Genomic DNA, 13,458 nt, shown 5'->3' with positions numbered 1-13,458 from the left:
GGAGCGCAGAACAGCGTAAAACTGAATTGGTTGAGTTAAGAGAACGCTTTGCAGATCTACAGAATGCGTTTTTAGCCGAATATGGACATGCAGACCGGGTGGATCATCGTAGTCTTGCTGATCAAGGTATTGATCGAAGCCCTGAAAAGCATTTGGGATGGATTGATAGTCAAAAACAGACCTCAAAAGATTTTTTATTGGCGTATCGGGAAGCCAATCAATCTTTGGATCAGCACCTTGAGTATTTACCACAACATTTGGCAATGTTGGATCGGGAACAGCAACAAGAGCAGCCAAAGCCTTTAACCCACGCACAAAAGCAAGAAATTGTGGATCAGAAAATAGCGGAAGCCAAACAAACGACTGCCGAATATCAGCAGTTGTTTGAAAAATACCGGATTCAATATGTGGATCAGACCATTAAGCAGGAGTTGAAAAAGTATAAGGAGCAAGGTGCCGGGATTCGTCAGCAAGTTGAAAATTTGGATCAGAATAAGCCGATGTTGTTTGGTCGTACTGAGTGGGAAGAACAGCGTGAACAGTTGGTTCGACAGCATCAAGACATTGGTGCCTTGCATGAGCATACCAAGACTGAAAAACGGTCACGGTTTGTATCTGATGAGCGTTTCGGGCGTGAGGTTGTAATTCGACATATTGAAAAGAATCATCCTGATTTAAATGAGAATTTTAAAAAGGCGCAGGAACTTTTAAATGCTGTGGCTCAATTAAAAGCGTATCAACAGCAACAAGAAAGAGAAAAGGCAAAGGAAAATCAAAAGGATCAAGACAATGATCGGGATTATGGGATGAGGATGTAAAATTTAGTCATGACTAAATTTTAGAGTTTAGCATAAGGTATAGTACCTTAATTCTTTCTATCCCATTTAATTTCTTTAATAGATCCATTAATAATAGAAATTGTATAATAAACATTATCGATTAGATAAGTTAACTCATTTACGGTATATTTTTCTGATTGATTTTTTACTTCATAACTTCTACTAAGTAATGGTTCTTGTTGAATTTTATCTACCATATGAATGTAGCTATCACCAATACTAATAAGTTGACCAGCTGAAGTTCTTATACTATTTGTTGTTGAACTTGCATATGATAAACTTATCAAACCAAACGAGAAATAAGCTAATAATATATATATGAATTTCATTTTATTTCCTTAAATAAATAATATAAAAGCAATAATTATTGCTTTTATATTATGAAGTTAATTAAACAAGAGAATCTGGACATCTACCATATGGATATCTAGCAACATTTATAACTTGAGTTTCTGTTCTAATGGAACTCATTCCACTACTACTAGATGTATCTTTAATTTCCTTTCTTTTAAATGTACATTCAATCCAATAACCTATTGGTTTTGATTGATATAGATACCATGGCCCCCATTTTGGTGGACCTTCAGTAGTTCCCCAAGAGTCCGCATTTGCTAAAGTACTTAATGATAAAAATGTTAATAGAATTGAAGCTATAAATAATTTGAATTTCATTTTTTCACCTTTATTTAACTAAATATTATATTCAATAAAAATAAACTTATAGACGCTATGATTTATAAAATATAAGACTTTTAAAAATAATATTTCTATAAGAAAACCATTAGTTAACCATATGAAATAGTTAATTAATATTTTATATATTCACAAATAATTTTTATTGTGGAATATAGTCAGTCCATTCACAATCTTTTAAATGTTCTGGAACTAAATCAGGTCTCAAAATATAAATTTTAGAGCTAATATTTAATAGGCTAGAATGCATCTTAGCAATCTCTATTAGCGTAAAGTCTGGATCTAACTCTTCAATAAAAGTAAGTTTGTTAGCTAACTCTTGAACTTCACTGCCTATTTCCTGAATACTTTTATATAAAGATTCGAGACTTTCTTTATTCATATTAACCTACCTAATTATAAATGATCCTTGAGCTTGGCAATATCTAAAAGCATCATAACATTGAAATTGCTGTGCACTTCCATAAGGAGATAATCGAGCAGTACAACGTTGATATTGATCCTGACAATATGAACTGGTTGCAAAAGGAGAAATAGTATTTTCTTTTTTTTCATTATTATTGTCAGCAAGTACAGCTGTTGCTGATGCAGCAATAATTGTAAAAAGAATAAGGGTTTTTTTTAACATCATAACCACCTTCATATTTTATTTTTTTTACCTTTTGTTAAAATTGTATTTAGTATTAGTAATTAATCAAGATACTTCTTTTTGAAATTGTAAATTTATATTTTCAAAAAGTTATTTATCACCCTCCATTTAACATAATGGGCCTTATACGAAATGCACAAATTGAAACATATAAAAATCAAAAACTTATAATATAAATTATTTGCTCGATGATGTTCAAAAGCCGACTTGGAAACAAGTCGGATTTTTTATGAGCAGTTTTGATAGTTCTTGCCAATAAATTTGACTAAAAATTACGCTTCTCAACTTGAGTTATACAATTTTGTGATACATTATTGTATATACAAATTTGAATGTTTTTTATGGAACTGTATTTCGAATGGGATGAGGCTAAGAACCAAAAGAATCAGAAAAAACATGATGTATCTTTTGAAACGGCAAGCCTCGTTTTTGATGATCCTTTAAGAATCTCAATCCAAGATCGACATACCAATGGTGAAGAACATTGGCAAACTATTGGTATGGTTAAAGGTGTACTGATGTTATTAGTGGCTCATACCATCTTTGATGAAGATGACTGTGAAATCATACGAATCATTAGTGCAAGGCAAGTCACCAAAGCGGAGCGAAATCAATATGAGCATGGTTAGATATACACGCAAAGAGCTGAATGAGAAATTTGGTGAGAAGCAAGATGCTGAAATTAAACGCTTGCTTGCAAAGGGAACTGTACCAGATGAACAATTAGACTTATCTGATATTCCCGAAATTACCGACTGGAGCAATGCTGTTCGCCATGGGCAATTTTATCGTCCAGTTAAGCAACAGACTTCTGTTCGCCTTGATGCTGATGTACTTGCATGGTTAAAAGCTCAAGGGAAAGGCTATCAGACACGTATGAATAAGATTTTGCGTGAAGCGATGTTGCAAGACTTAAAGAATCATTAATAAATGGGAGCTAATGCTCCCATTTTTGACTTCGTATATGTGAGAAAAATTTTGTGTGAGTATCAATAATTCACTAGAAAGAAATAGAAGTGATGAATAAACCATTGGGTACGTCTGGAGTTAATCGAACTCCAGACAAACTAGCAGGGGCATTACTAGAGGGTAAAATAACCTTGCCATCTTGTGCAAAATAATTAGTGAGATAGTTAATGATTTGGTTTAAAACTGCTATGTTTTTCTTGTTATATATGATTTATATCATTTTAATTTTAAATTTGTATGCTAAAGCTTTAATCAAAGTAAGTATTCTTGGTCGTTTTTTTAAAGTGCTATTTAGTTTTTTATTCTATTTGCTGGTTGCGATTGCTTTAATTTTTCCTTTTTTTCATATTCATGAGTTTGTAGATGATTTCCATATATATATTGATCAAAACAATATTTATTTTGCTTTTATTTTGATTTTTTTTGCATTGATTTTTAGTTTTTCAATAATTTATTTTAATAAAAAATTTGGTCCTAAGTTAAAGGCTTTAGGTTATTTTAAATGATTGATGCGTGCTGAAATAACAGGAGACTCCCACTTAGAATTTTTTAGGCAGCTATCTGGCTACCATTATTAAATTTCAACAGACTCTAATCATATATCTATAAATATATGATCTATATTTAACATAAAATCTCCTATGCGAAATTAGATTGTTACTCACCATTTAAATTTCATATTTAATTCTTGAAAATAAATACAGGACGCTTTATAGCATCCTGTAAATAGAAAAAATTAGAATGAGCCAAAAAACGTACCCAAAGTAATCGCTATAACAACTGATACCATTGGGATGGCAATCGTACACATTGCCACATTGCCATAAGATTGTTTATGTGTCATGCCACAAATAGCCAGTAAAGTGATAACCGCACCTGAGTGAGGCAAGGTATCTAGACAGCCTGCCGCCAATGCCGCAATACGATGTAATAATTCAGGGTTAATACCAGCAGTAGTCGCCATCGCCAGGTAATCGGCGCCCAAAGTCGATAAAGCAATCGACATACCGCCAGAAGAAGAACCAGTGATGCCTGCCAAAATGTTCATGGCGATGGCTTCAGAAATTAATGGATTACTTGATACATTTAATACCATGTCACGGATAATTACGAAGCCAGTCAATGATGCAATGACTGCACCATAACCCACTTCAGAAGCTGTGTTGAAAATTGGTAACATTGAACCCAACACACCTTTATTTACGGTTTCTTTTAAGTTATTCCACTTGCCTAAACGTAATAAAATCAAACTTAAACATGCTACTACCAAAGCAATAACCAATGCCCACAAACCTGTTTGTTTGATAGGATCTAATTTTGGATAGAGTTCTTTGAAAGAACTGAAGTCCATGCTTGGAAAAAGAATGTAAGTGAACAAAGCATTTACCCCAATAACCAACAGCAATGGTAAAAATGCCAAGAATACTGGCATTTCACCTTTAGAGGTTACGCAAGCTTCTAACTTTTCTGCTTCTTGAGTATCAATACCGTATCCTTCGCCATTTTTAGAGGCTTTACTGGCACGGCTTTGTAACCACATACAGCCCAAACCAAACATAATTAAACCGGAAATGACACCAATGCCAGGGGCAGCAAATACATTAGTCCCAAAAAAAGGAATAGGAATCGCATTTTGAATGGAAGGTGAGCCAGGTAGAGCGGTCATGGTGAAGGTAAATGAGCCCAAAGCGATGGCACCTGGAATTAACCGTTTTGGAATGTTTGCTGCTTGAAACATAGATTTGGCAATGGGGTAAATAGCAAAAGCGACCACAAACAGTGATACCCCACCGTAAGTCAATACACCACATGCTAATACCACGGTCAAAATAGCTCGGTTATACCCTAATTTATTCATGATCCAGTTTGAAATGCTGGATGCAGCACCTGAATCAACCATTAGTTGTCCAAATAAAGCACCTAGTAAAAAAATAGGAAAGAACTTTAAAATATAGCCGCCCAAAGCCGACATAAAGGTTTCAGTGTACTGCGGCATCATGTATAGCATGTCACCAGAAAGTAAGATGGCAATAGCCGCCATAATTGGTGCCAAAATCAGTACTGAAATACCTCTATAGGCAAAAAACATTAGTAATGCCAATGAGATGAGGATTGCTAAAGTGTCCATTATTTCTCCCTGTATTTATTTTGTCGTTATCCATAACGTTTTTTCTAAAATACCTTGAATCATGGCTGCCTTATTGAGATCACATTGTTTTAATGCTAAGGCAGTGATGCAAGGCAGTTTCATCTTAGCATAGTGATTTTAAAATTAATAAATTGATTTTATTAGATTAATAATTCATTTTATCCGTTAAATAAAAATCCTATCTAGGTTCTTTTTTATTTAATAAATATTTTATGTGAAGTTAAAAATGGGAGCCTTATAGCTCCCATTTTAATTATTAAACATTGAATCCTATATGCTTTCCTGTTGGAAGCTCTACATCAATACGAAGTTTGCCACCCATCGCTTCAACATACTTTTTCATCGTTGAAATTTTCAAATCATTCCCACGATTTTCAATAGCCGAAAGAGAAGGTTGTTTAATACCCAGGGTTTCAGCTAATTCTTTTTGAGAAATTTCTAATTCTTCACGAATCAAGTAAAGCTGATTTTCTAGCAATAACTCATCTGCTATTTGTTGAATACGAGCTTGGCTCTCTGGAGAGCGACTAGCTAATAATTCTTGTAGGGTCTTAGCCATCAGATTGTTCTCCTAAACTTGAGAGATGAAGTTCATATTGCTGATCTGCAATAGCTAGCATCTCTGTATAAAAACGCTTTTTACCACTCTTATCAGCAATACACAGCACAATAGCCTGTCGTAATGGATCGAATGCAAAAAATGCCCTGAGTGGTTTACCTCGATGTTGGACACGTAGTTCCTTCATATTGGTAAATTTAGAGTCGTAGACGGTATCAACTAAGGGACGACCTAAACCTGGTCCTTGCTGTTGCAGAACGACTAATGCTGCTAAGACTTTCTCTTGTGTTGATTCGTCTTGCTGTTCAAGCCATTCGTTAAACAGATCCGTTGTAATGACTGTCCACATATCACAACCATAATATAGATTATAGTCTATATATTAAAGATGATTGAATGACTTTGCAAATGGCAATAAAAAACCCCGACATCCTGTCGGGGTTTTTCGTATTTGCGTCTTAGGGTCAACTCCTGTCATCCCTCACGATCCTGGTGTTTTGCTTATTATGATTGTTTTATGCTTTGGAGCATCCTGCTCGCTATGTGTTCATGATAGAAAATTAGAGGGGATCTGGCTATTCGCCAATACCTTAAAATGTTGTACGTTGTGGCTTACAAAGCTTAAAAATTATCCTTAGATTTATCCGCACATTTTGTGGATATTTTAACCACTATAAGTCTTGATTGAATTCAGAAAAAGTTAAAATTGATCATTTTTTAACCTATTTTATAGGCAAAAAATGACAATTTCGTTTAAAAAAACGCCGACATGTAACGAGGTCGGCTTTTGTGTGGTTTTTTGAATTTTTGAATGATGCTAATTAATTGATATTACAGGGTTATTACAAAACGATTTCGCATAACGGCTATTATGTTAAATAGGAACCTTAGAACAATAGAAAATTATAATTTCATTGCCATAAGGAAGAATATACTTACAATCCTACGTTCGTTTGTAAAGCAATTTGCTGTGAAGCTAATTCAAGTGCTTTAGATTTCCCTAATGGTTTAATATCAGTGCCTTCAGCATATATAAAATCTACCTTATCAATACCAATTAATCCTAATACTGCTATTAAATATGCTGTAACAGCATCTGTTGGAAGATCTTGATGAAAACCACCACGTGAACTAAAGATAATTGATTTAACACCTTTAATTAATCCTACGGGTGCGGTTTCTGTATATTGAAAAGTTACTCGTGCTCGTGCAATTAAGTCGAACCAGTTTTTTAATTGGGTTGGTACATTTAAGTTATACATTGGTGCTGCAATCAATAATAGATCACAATCTTTCAGCTCTTGAATAAATTGATCAGAGAGAGCTACTGCTGCTTTTACCTCAGGTTTTTCATTCGCCTCTCCACGTAAGGCATTAAATATCTCTAAGTTTAATACTGGTAAGTTCATAGCTCCTAGATCATGTTCAATTATTTGGTCAACATAACCACTTTGCTTACGTCTATATAAATATTTATTAATGAGCTGATTACTTAGAGATTTTTCCTGCATAAAACTAGATTTGATAACTAAAATTCTGTTCATAGTAAGGTTCCTAATATGAATTTTAATTAGATTATCATTGATAAATTGGATACAAAAGTGATAATAAATCAACTCATTGATTCCCAATTGGAACTAATATGCGTGTTAATGATCTGAAAAGTTTGATGGCATTTATTAGTGTTGTTGAACAAGGAAGTTTTACTAAAGCATCAGAAAAATTACATCTGACTCGTTCCGCTGTCAGTAAGATGATTTCAAAGCTTGAGGTACAGCTCGGAGTAGTACTTTTTAACAGAGATACACGTCATTTAGCTCTCACAGAAGAAGGTAGTATTTTCTATGAACATAGCCAGCGGGCTGTACAAGAATTATTAATAGCTGAGACATTATTTGAAAGTAATAATCAAAACATTCAGGGAATGATACGTATCTCTATGCCTGTATTATTTGGACAAAAGTTCATAGTTCCGATATTAAGAGACTTAGCAGATGAACATCAAAATTTGAATATGGTTCTTTCTTTTAATGATCGTTATATTGATTTAATTGAAGATAATTATGACCTAGTGATAAGAATTGGTAATTTAGAAGATAATAGTCAATTAATGGTTAAAAAGATTTCTGAGCATGCAATGTGGCTCTGTGCCACACCTGAATATTTAAAAAGATACCAGGTTCCTGAGAGTATCAAAGATTTAGATAACCATCAGACTATTGGATATTTGAAAAATGGGCAGCTTGAAAAGTGGATATTTCAAAGTTCTCATCATAAAACTATGAAATATTTGCCAAAAAATAAAGTTCAAATGGATGACATAAAAAGCATATTAGATTATGTACTAATGCATGGAGGAATTGGTTGGTTACCTTCCTGGTTGATTCAAGAATATATACAAAGTGGTCAATTAATACACCTACTTACTAACTATTCAAGTACTAACTATCCTATTCAAATTGTATGGAAAAGATCAAATTTCTTACCAATACGTGTTCGTACTACCATTGATAAAATAGCTTCATCAATACAAAAAGATAGCGTCATTAAATAAGATTTATAAGAGAGGAATTCTAAATTGATAGTAATACAAAATCTTTCTAGTTTAATTTTTAAACACGGATTTATTAAGCTTTCCTAAAATTAACATAATACACCTTATCCGAAGTTAAAAATGGGAGCTATAAAGCTCCCATTTCTATTAATTATTTTAAATAAGACCTGGATGAGTATCTAAAATGCGAATCAAAGTTGCTGCTGGACCAGTCGGGTATCTACGACCTTGTTCCCAGTTTTGTAGGGTACGAGGACTAATATGAAGACGTGCAGCAAACTCATTTTGGCTCAAACCGGTTTTTTCACGTACTTCCTTAATATCAGGTAATTCAAGTTCTGTGACTCGACTTGCCTGAATCTCTTGACGCTTAATTGCCCCTGCTTCTTTAATCGAAGAAACGAGGTCATCAAATAAATTATTATCCATGAAGTTGCTCCTTCACTAATTGACGCAGAATAGCTGTTTCCTTATCCGTTAAATTATCTTTCACAGACTTAGGATAAGCCACTAAAAAGAAAATATGGTCATCCTCTGAAACCCAATAATAGATTACACGGATACCGCCACTTTTTCCTTTGTTACCTTGAGCGCATCTGACTTTACGTATTCCACCACCATTTTTAATTACATCGCCTTTGTCAGGCTGTACCAATAAATCTTGCTGTAGCTGACGATATTCCTCATCAGTGACAAGCTCTTTGATTTGCTTGGTAAAAATACTGGTTTCAATAAATAACATAAGTTAATATACGTCAATGGCGTACAAAAAGTATAGCAATTTGAAAATAAAAAAGCGAGAGCTATAAACTCTCACTTCGGATAACCCCCATTATGTTAAATGGACTACAAATTAACACTAAGATATTCTTATTTTTTAATTTTGATGTGAATTTTAAATGCGTGAAGATATTGAGATTCTACTAAGCTTTTCAAATATGGTTGATAGAATAACGAATGCTGAGGCGATACGACAACATAAAGAACAAATTATCACTGACTTTTTAAAATCATATTATGCAGACATGTATGAAGTTGAAAAAATGCATATTGGCGATAAATATGAAAATGCAGATATGGATTATTTAATTGATTTAAAAAGAAAAATTTTTGAAAAATATTGGCATAATCATGAAGCCTATTATCAACCATGTTCTGTTGGAAACAGTGCACATTTTGATTGGAAAAAAGTCTCTGATATAAAATTGTATGAGAAAGGAGATGATTTTCAACAACTATATTTAATTGCAATTACTTATCAAGGAATTTTTAAAGATATAAAAATATATATGATTGAATACAAAGATGGAAAACTAGGTATACAACAAGAGTTTTTTGAAGTTATTTAAGGTTAAGATTTACTAAAATTAACATAATACACCTTATGCGAAATGCAATCAGTTATCTGTTTTAAATCAGCTGCTTGCAATACATAAAAAAGCCTGACTTGTACAAGTCGGGCTTTTTTATGTATTCTTCATGTTCCACGCCTATTCTTTGATCAATGTTCCACAATTTTGATTAGCTACAGTGAATAATCAATTATCAAAAACGGCTTTTGCTAAACGCCCTAATAACCCTCTTCTTTTGGGTTTTTCTTCAATGCGTTTTGACACTGGAATATTTTGATTTTCAATAGACTCTGGTGTAGATGCTGTTTTTTCTTCTGGTACAGCTATGTCTACTTCTGGGTCGATAGATGGTGCTATATCAGGTTCAGATTTTTGATCAGTAAACATAGTCATATTCGTTTTGGGTGCTTCCAATAAGCGTTGCATAGCTTCAATTTGATTATCTTTAGCTTCTAGTTGTTCTCTTTGAAATACCTCACGATCATGTGCAAGTTCTAATTGTTTTTTTAGTATGTCTACCTGCTGTTTCAACATGTCTACTTCTGTCTCTTTTTGTACCGAGCTAGACTGTAACGTTGTTACATTATTATTTTTTTCTGATGGTTCACCAAATACTCGTATAGCTTCTGATAAGTCTATTTTACCATCACTATTTTTAGATAAATCTCCTTTATTTATACGCTTATAAATACTTTGCCGATTCATTCCATAGAGCTGAGCTAATTCAATAACTGATAAAGCTTTCATTATGTAACCCAAGTAAAAATCTGTATAAAAAAAACATTATGTTTACATGTAACGTTACATCATCAAGTTAGCGATAGCCAACCATTTTTAAATAAGGGTATAGTTCATTAAAGGTATTTGGATCTTTTAGCATCTCAGCAATACGTATAGCAAATTGTGGGTAGGTTTCCGTACCTTGAGAATACTGACTCATTGCAGGAAGTTCTGAAAGTTTATTAGCGAATAAGTGACGTTGAGCATCTGTCATTTTTAAACAAAGTTCTAAAGGATCTGGATCTTTAGTCGCTTCTAATTGTTTTTTTGTCAATTTTTTTTGTTTAAACGAGAATGAAAAACCATAAATGGAGCGTCCTTCTTTATGTTGTTCTACCTTTACAATAATATCTGTGTGTTCATTAATTTGTTTAATCGCTGATTCTAAGATACGTCTTTTAAATGTATCTATTCTTGGATAATCATCAATGCCTAAGCCTAATTTCGAACGAAAATCAGAAATTTCAAATACTGGAGTTTTGCCAATTTCTCGCCAAGCTATTAATAATTCATAAATACGAATAGCATATTTTCCCGTGAGTTGTGTTACTTGCTTGAGTTGATAGCTAGTAAACTGTTTTTCTAAACGTGTAATAAGAGGTACAACATCTAATGTAAATGTAACTTCCAATGTGGCTGCATCATCAATATATGCAATATTTTGAACCCATCTAGAAATTACTTTTTTTTGTTTTCCAGTTCTTTCATCAGTCGTTTGATAACTAAATTGTCTACCAAATAGATTAGTTACAGCAGTCTTTAAGGCTTTGTAAGCAGCGTGTTTATTTACATTAAATCTATCCATGTAATCACTAGCATGAATACGTAATCTTGTATTCGCATCAATACCAATTTTCGTCTCTCTTGCTTGCAAAATAGCAAGCAGAATGAGTCGTTGTTCTACAGTATCTAGATTGTAGCTAGCATTAATTAATGCATTGTCTTTTACTACTAATTCATTTGTAGGCATTAAATACACCATAATTTTATTTAGTATTATTACACCATCATTAGTTTATGGTGTAAATAGGTGACTTTTTGGTGTGGTATAGGTGACTTTTTGGTGTGGTATAGGTGACTTTTTGGTGTGGTATAGGTGACTTTTTGGTGTGGTATTAAGTTTATATCTATTGATATATAAGGCTTTCAGCTTAGCTAAAAGCTTTTAAAAACTATTAAAAATTATTAAAAACCCAGGTCATTAAAAATTGCCCTATGTTTTCGCTACGCTCAAACTCTATTGAATCTCGCTTTCGCTCGATTCTAAGGGCAATTTTTTGGTTCATGTTTTCGTGAAGTTAAAAAGAGCAAAAGCAAAGGCAAGAGCATAATGAATTCGCTTCGCTCATCAAGCTTTTTGCTCGCTTCGCTCGGTCTAGGAGCTAATTTAAGCATGTGATTTATACTTTTTTAGGCTATACAGCCTTAAAAAGCGGTTTTTCAGAGGGTCTAGGCGCGACTTTTCTTTGTGTCGCTCGTAGACACTCACTTAATAATTGAGGATTCATTCCATATTTTTATAGGTTACAGTCACTTATCTTGATGTCTTAGATTGATTGAGCGGATTAGGTGTACAAATACACCTCCCTTAAAATGATCTTGTTTGGGGATTTTGAAAAACTGCATTGTGTTTTAAATGGATCTATTTTGCTGAGATTAGTGATTTTGATCCTCTGATTGCGCTTGTTTTGCGTTTTTAGCCTGTTTTCGTTCGTGGAGGATAGAAACCCCTTGTTTGTGCCAATTCGTCCATTTATCGCTGTCTGGTGCGATTGCAGTGCTGATGTTATTCAGCATGCCAACCAATGTGGCAGGGTCATGGTGTCCGAGATGGGCAATATCGAATAATGCACCCAGTTCAATCAAGCGTTTGGTTCGGTCTTTGCGTTGCTGTGCTTGTTGTTTTTTGTTCTCGGCATTGAGTAAGTGCTGCATATCCTTTTTGGCTTTGTTGGCTCGGATATTGGCTTTTTCGGTGCGGATCAGGGCATACAGTTTTTTCTCTTCGATGGGACTGCGCTCGGTTTTTTCATAGAGTTCTATGAGGAGTTTTTGGTAGTCGGTGGGGCGTGACAGTGCTTTTAAGAATTGTAAGTGTCCATTGGGTAATTCAGTTTTGCTTGTCATACAAATACCATCATAAGCGTGCATCTTGATTTGAGTGTAGCATGGATTTGAAAGCGTGCTAAAATTCAGCATGCGCACTTAGTAGTTTCTGACTTCGTCAAGAAACCTAAGCGCGACAAAGGGTTTCACCCTCTGTACTCCCAACAGCATAAGCACAGGCACAAGCAAACATGGCAAGTTATCACTTATCAGTCAAAGTGGGTGGCAAAGGTAAGGCGTTGGCACATGCTGAATATATTGAACGTGAGGGTGAATACAAGGTCAAGCATCAAGAAAAACTGGAAGCGGTTGAACATGGCAATATGCCCAAATGGGCGCAGGGCAACCCAAATTTGTTTTGGCAATGTGCCGATGAGTTTGAAAGAAAAAATGGTGCAACTTACCGAGAAATTGAAATTGCTTTACCAAGAGAACTCACACCTAAGCAACGGCAGGATCTGGTTCAAGTCTTTGTCGAACAGGAATTAGGGGATCAGCATGCCTATACTTGGGCGATTCATAATCCCAAAGCCAGTATTGAAGGCGGGGAACAACCACATGCCCATATTATGTTTAGTGAACGGATACAGGATGGGATAGATCGAGGTGCAGATCAGTTTTTTAAACGTTATAACAGCAAGCATCCTGAACGTGGCGGTTGTCAGAAGTCCAATACTGCTAGGAGCGCAGAACAGCGTAAAACTGAATTGGTTGAGTTAAGAGAACGCTTTGCAGATCTACAGAATGCGTTTTTAGCCGAATATGGACATGCAGACCGGGTGGATCATCGTAGTCTTGCTGATCAAGG

Annotated in this window: 20 protein-coding genes; 7 read left to right on the top strand and 13 right to left on the bottom strand. The window is 34.4% G+C overall.

Features of this window, described 5'->3' with window-relative positions; all coding sequences use genetic code 11:
- Positions 1–818: MobA/MobL family protein (locus HUV91_RS16510; RefSeq protein ID WP_174494143.1), on the top strand; the 818-nt coding region annotated here is incomplete at its 5' end.
- Positions 819–865: 47 nt separating this feature from the next.
- On the opposite strand, the gene HUV91_RS16505 is transcribed toward HUV91_RS16510, so the two are convergent.
- From HUV91_RS16505 to HUV91_RS16490, 4 genes are all read right to left on the bottom strand, one after another.
- Positions 866–1,168, bottom strand: coding sequence for a hypothetical protein (locus HUV91_RS16505; protein WP_174494142.1), 303 nt, complete (start codon positions 1,166–1,168; stop codon positions 866–868).
- A gap of 61 nt (positions 1,169–1,229) precedes the next feature.
- Entirely contained in the window at positions 1,230–1,511 is a 282-nt protein-coding gene (locus HUV91_RS16500; RefSeq protein WP_174494141.1) for a hypothetical protein, read from the bottom strand.
- Between the two features lie 163 nt (positions 1,512–1,674).
- Positions 1,675–1,914, bottom strand: coding sequence for a hypothetical protein (locus HUV91_RS16495; protein WP_174494140.1), 240 nt, complete (start codon positions 1,912–1,914; stop codon positions 1,675–1,677).
- A 6-nt stretch (positions 1,915–1,920) separates the two neighbouring features.
- Positions 1,921–2,160: a hypothetical protein gene (locus HUV91_RS16490; RefSeq protein WP_174494139.1), complete on the bottom strand. Its 240-nt coding sequence runs from the start codon at positions 2,158–2,160 to the stop codon at positions 1,921–1,923.
- A gap of 362 nt (positions 2,161–2,522) precedes the next feature.
- On the opposite strand from HUV91_RS16490, the gene HUV91_RS16485 reads away from it, so the two are divergent.
- The 3 genes from HUV91_RS16485 (at position 2,523) to HUV91_RS16475 (ending at position 3,656) form a co-directional block, all read left to right on the top strand.
- On the top strand, positions 2,523–2,810 hold the full coding sequence (locus tag HUV91_RS16485; RefSeq protein WP_174494138.1) for a BrnT family toxin: 288 nt from the start codon (positions 2,523–2,525) through the stop codon (positions 2,808–2,810).
- A complete protein-coding gene (locus tag HUV91_RS16480; RefSeq protein WP_174494137.1) occupies positions 2,797–3,108 on the top strand; it encodes a BrnA antitoxin family protein in 312 nt (103 codons plus the stop codon). The genes HUV91_RS16485 and HUV91_RS16480 overlap by 14 nt, the downstream gene beginning before the upstream one ends.
- Positions 3,109–3,317: 209 nt before the next feature.
- Entirely contained in the window at positions 3,318–3,656 is a 339-nt protein-coding gene (locus tag HUV91_RS16475; protein WP_174494136.1) for a hypothetical protein, read from the top strand.
- A gap of 230 nt (positions 3,657–3,886) precedes the next feature.
- On the opposite strand, the gene HUV91_RS16470 is transcribed toward HUV91_RS16475, so the two are convergent.
- The 4 genes from HUV91_RS16470 to HUV91_RS16455 form a co-directional block, all read right to left on the bottom strand.
- Positions 3,887–5,281 (bottom strand): GntP family permease, encoded by a 1,395-nt coding sequence (locus tag HUV91_RS16470; RefSeq protein WP_228721893.1) that lies wholly within the window; start codon positions 5,279–5,281, stop codon positions 3,887–3,889.
- A 274-nt stretch (positions 5,282–5,555) separates the two neighbouring features.
- Positions 5,556–5,858, bottom strand: a complete 303-nt coding sequence (locus HUV91_RS16465; RefSeq protein ID WP_174494134.1) for a helix-turn-helix domain-containing protein — start codon at positions 5,856–5,858, stop codon at positions 5,556–5,558.
- The gene (locus tag HUV91_RS16460; protein WP_174494133.1) at positions 5,851–6,207 is read right to left on the bottom strand and encodes a type II toxin-antitoxin system RelE/ParE family toxin; all 357 of its coding nucleotides are present in this window, start codon (positions 6,205–6,207) and stop codon (positions 5,851–5,853) included. The genes HUV91_RS16465 and HUV91_RS16460 overlap by 8 nt, the downstream gene beginning before the upstream one ends.
- Positions 6,208–6,793: 586 nt before the next feature.
- Entirely contained in the window at positions 6,794–7,402 is a 609-nt protein-coding gene (locus HUV91_RS16455; RefSeq protein ID WP_078194113.1) for an FMN-dependent NADH-azoreductase, read from the bottom strand.
- A gap of 98 nt (positions 7,403–7,500) precedes the next feature.
- On the opposite strand from HUV91_RS16455, the gene HUV91_RS16450 reads away from it, so the two are divergent.
- Positions 7,501–8,412: a LysR family transcriptional regulator gene (locus HUV91_RS16450; protein WP_078194112.1), complete on the top strand. Its 912-nt coding sequence runs from the start codon at positions 7,501–7,503 to the stop codon at positions 8,410–8,412.
- Positions 8,413–8,568: 156 nt separating this feature from the next.
- Here the strand turns inward: HUV91_RS16450 and nadS are convergent, their stop codons facing one another.
- Together nadS and HUV91_RS16440 are read right to left on the bottom strand one after the other, a co-directional pair.
- Positions 8,569–8,841 (bottom strand): NadS family protein, encoded by a 273-nt coding sequence (gene nadS, locus HUV91_RS16445; RefSeq protein ID WP_174494132.1) that lies wholly within the window; start codon positions 8,839–8,841, stop codon positions 8,569–8,571.
- On the bottom strand, positions 8,834–9,154 hold the full coding sequence (locus HUV91_RS16440; RefSeq protein WP_174494131.1) for a type II toxin-antitoxin system RelE/ParE family toxin: 321 nt from the start codon (positions 9,152–9,154) through the stop codon (positions 8,834–8,836). The genes nadS and HUV91_RS16440 overlap by 8 nt, the downstream gene beginning before the upstream one ends.
- Before the next feature lie 157 nt (positions 9,155–9,311).
- On the opposite strand from HUV91_RS16440, the gene HUV91_RS16435 reads away from it, so the two are divergent.
- A complete protein-coding gene (locus HUV91_RS16435; protein ID WP_174494130.1) occupies positions 9,312–9,761 on the top strand; it encodes a hypothetical protein in 450 nt (149 codons plus the stop codon).
- Between the two features lie 189 nt (positions 9,762–9,950).
- Here the strand turns inward: HUV91_RS16435 and HUV91_RS16430 are convergent, their stop codons facing one another.
- From HUV91_RS16430 to HUV91_RS16420, 3 genes are all read right to left on the bottom strand, one after another.
- On the bottom strand, positions 9,951–10,511 hold the full coding sequence (locus HUV91_RS16430; protein WP_174494129.1) for a plasmid replication DNA-binding protein: 561 nt from the start codon (positions 10,509–10,511) through the stop codon (positions 9,951–9,953).
- Between the two features lie 67 nt (positions 10,512–10,578).
- Positions 10,579–11,514 (bottom strand): replication initiation protein RepM, encoded by a 936-nt coding sequence (repM, locus tag HUV91_RS16425; protein ID WP_174494128.1) that lies wholly within the window; start codon positions 11,512–11,514, stop codon positions 10,579–10,581.
- Positions 11,515–12,200: 686 nt separating this feature from the next.
- On the bottom strand, positions 12,201–12,671 hold the full coding sequence (locus HUV91_RS16420) for a conjugal transfer protein TraD (protein ID WP_174494127.1): 471 nt from the start codon (positions 12,669–12,671) through the stop codon (positions 12,201–12,203).
- 170 nt (positions 12,672–12,841) lie between these two features.
- Between HUV91_RS16420 and HUV91_RS16415 the strand changes: the two genes are divergently transcribed.
- Positions 12,842–13,458: MobA/MobL family protein (locus HUV91_RS16415; protein ID WP_174494126.1), on the top strand; the 617-nt coding region annotated here is incomplete at its 3' end.

The organism is Acinetobacter sp. Marseille-Q1623 (genome assembly GCF_902809895.1).
Taxonomy (GTDB): Bacteria; Pseudomonadota; Gammaproteobacteria; order Pseudomonadales; family Moraxellaceae; genus Acinetobacter; species Acinetobacter piscicola_A.
The sequence above is the reverse complement of the archived record's forward strand: the minus strand, read 5'-3'. Positions and strand labels throughout refer to the sequence as shown.

Excerpts from the sequence above, each read along its gene's own strand:
- HUV91_RS16505 (WP_174494142.1), bottom strand. The coding sequence starts at position 1,168 with ATGAAATTCATATATATATTATTAGCTTATTTCTCGTTTGGTTTGATA.
- HUV91_RS16500 (WP_174494141.1), bottom strand. The coding sequence starts at position 1,511 with ATGAAATTCAAATTATTTATAGCTTCAATTCTATTAACATTTTTATCA.
- HUV91_RS16495 (WP_174494140.1), bottom strand. The coding sequence starts at position 1,914 with ATGAATAAAGAAAGTCTCGAATCTTTATATAAAAGTATTCAGGAAATA.
- HUV91_RS16490 (WP_174494139.1), bottom strand. The coding sequence starts at position 2,160 with ATGTTAAAAAAAACCCTTATTCTTTTTACAATTATTGCTGCATCAGCA.
- HUV91_RS16485 (WP_174494138.1), top strand. The coding sequence starts at position 2,523 with ATGGAACTGTATTTCGAATGGGATGAGGCTAAGAACCAAAAGAATCAG.
- HUV91_RS16480 (WP_174494137.1), top strand. The coding sequence starts at position 2,797 with ATGAGCATGGTTAGATATACACGCAAAGAGCTGAATGAGAAATTTGGT.
- HUV91_RS16475 (WP_174494136.1), top strand. The coding sequence starts at position 3,318 with ATGATTTGGTTTAAAACTGCTATGTTTTTCTTGTTATATATGATTTAT.
- HUV91_RS16465 (WP_174494134.1), bottom strand. The coding sequence starts at position 5,858 with ATGGCTAAGACCCTACAAGAATTATTAGCTAGTCGCTCTCCAGAGAGC.
- HUV91_RS16460 (WP_174494133.1), bottom strand. The coding sequence starts at position 6,207 with ATGTGGACAGTCATTACAACGGATCTGTTTAACGAATGGCTTGAACAG.
- HUV91_RS16455 (WP_078194113.1), bottom strand. The coding sequence starts at position 7,402 with ATGAACAGAATTTTAGTTATCAAATCTAGTTTTATGCAGGAAAAATCT.
- HUV91_RS16450 (WP_078194112.1), top strand. The coding sequence starts at position 7,501 with ATGCGTGTTAATGATCTGAAAAGTTTGATGGCATTTATTAGTGTTGTT.
- nadS (WP_174494132.1), bottom strand. The coding sequence starts at position 8,841 with ATGGATAATAATTTATTTGATGACCTCGTTTCTTCGATTAAAGAAGCA.
- HUV91_RS16440 (WP_174494131.1), bottom strand. The coding sequence starts at position 9,154 with ATGTTATTTATTGAAACCAGTATTTTTACCAAGCAAATCAAAGAGCTT.
- HUV91_RS16435 (WP_174494130.1), top strand. The coding sequence starts at position 9,312 with ATGCGTGAAGATATTGAGATTCTACTAAGCTTTTCAAATATGGTTGAT.
- HUV91_RS16430 (WP_174494129.1), bottom strand. The coding sequence starts at position 10,511 with ATGAAAGCTTTATCAGTTATTGAATTAGCTCAGCTCTATGGAATGAAT.
- repM (WP_174494128.1), bottom strand. The coding sequence starts at position 11,514 with ATGCCTACAAATGAATTAGTAGTAAAAGACAATGCATTAATTAATGCT.
- HUV91_RS16420 (WP_174494127.1), bottom strand. The coding sequence starts at position 12,671 with ATGACAAGCAAAACTGAATTACCCAATGGACACTTACAATTCTTAAAA.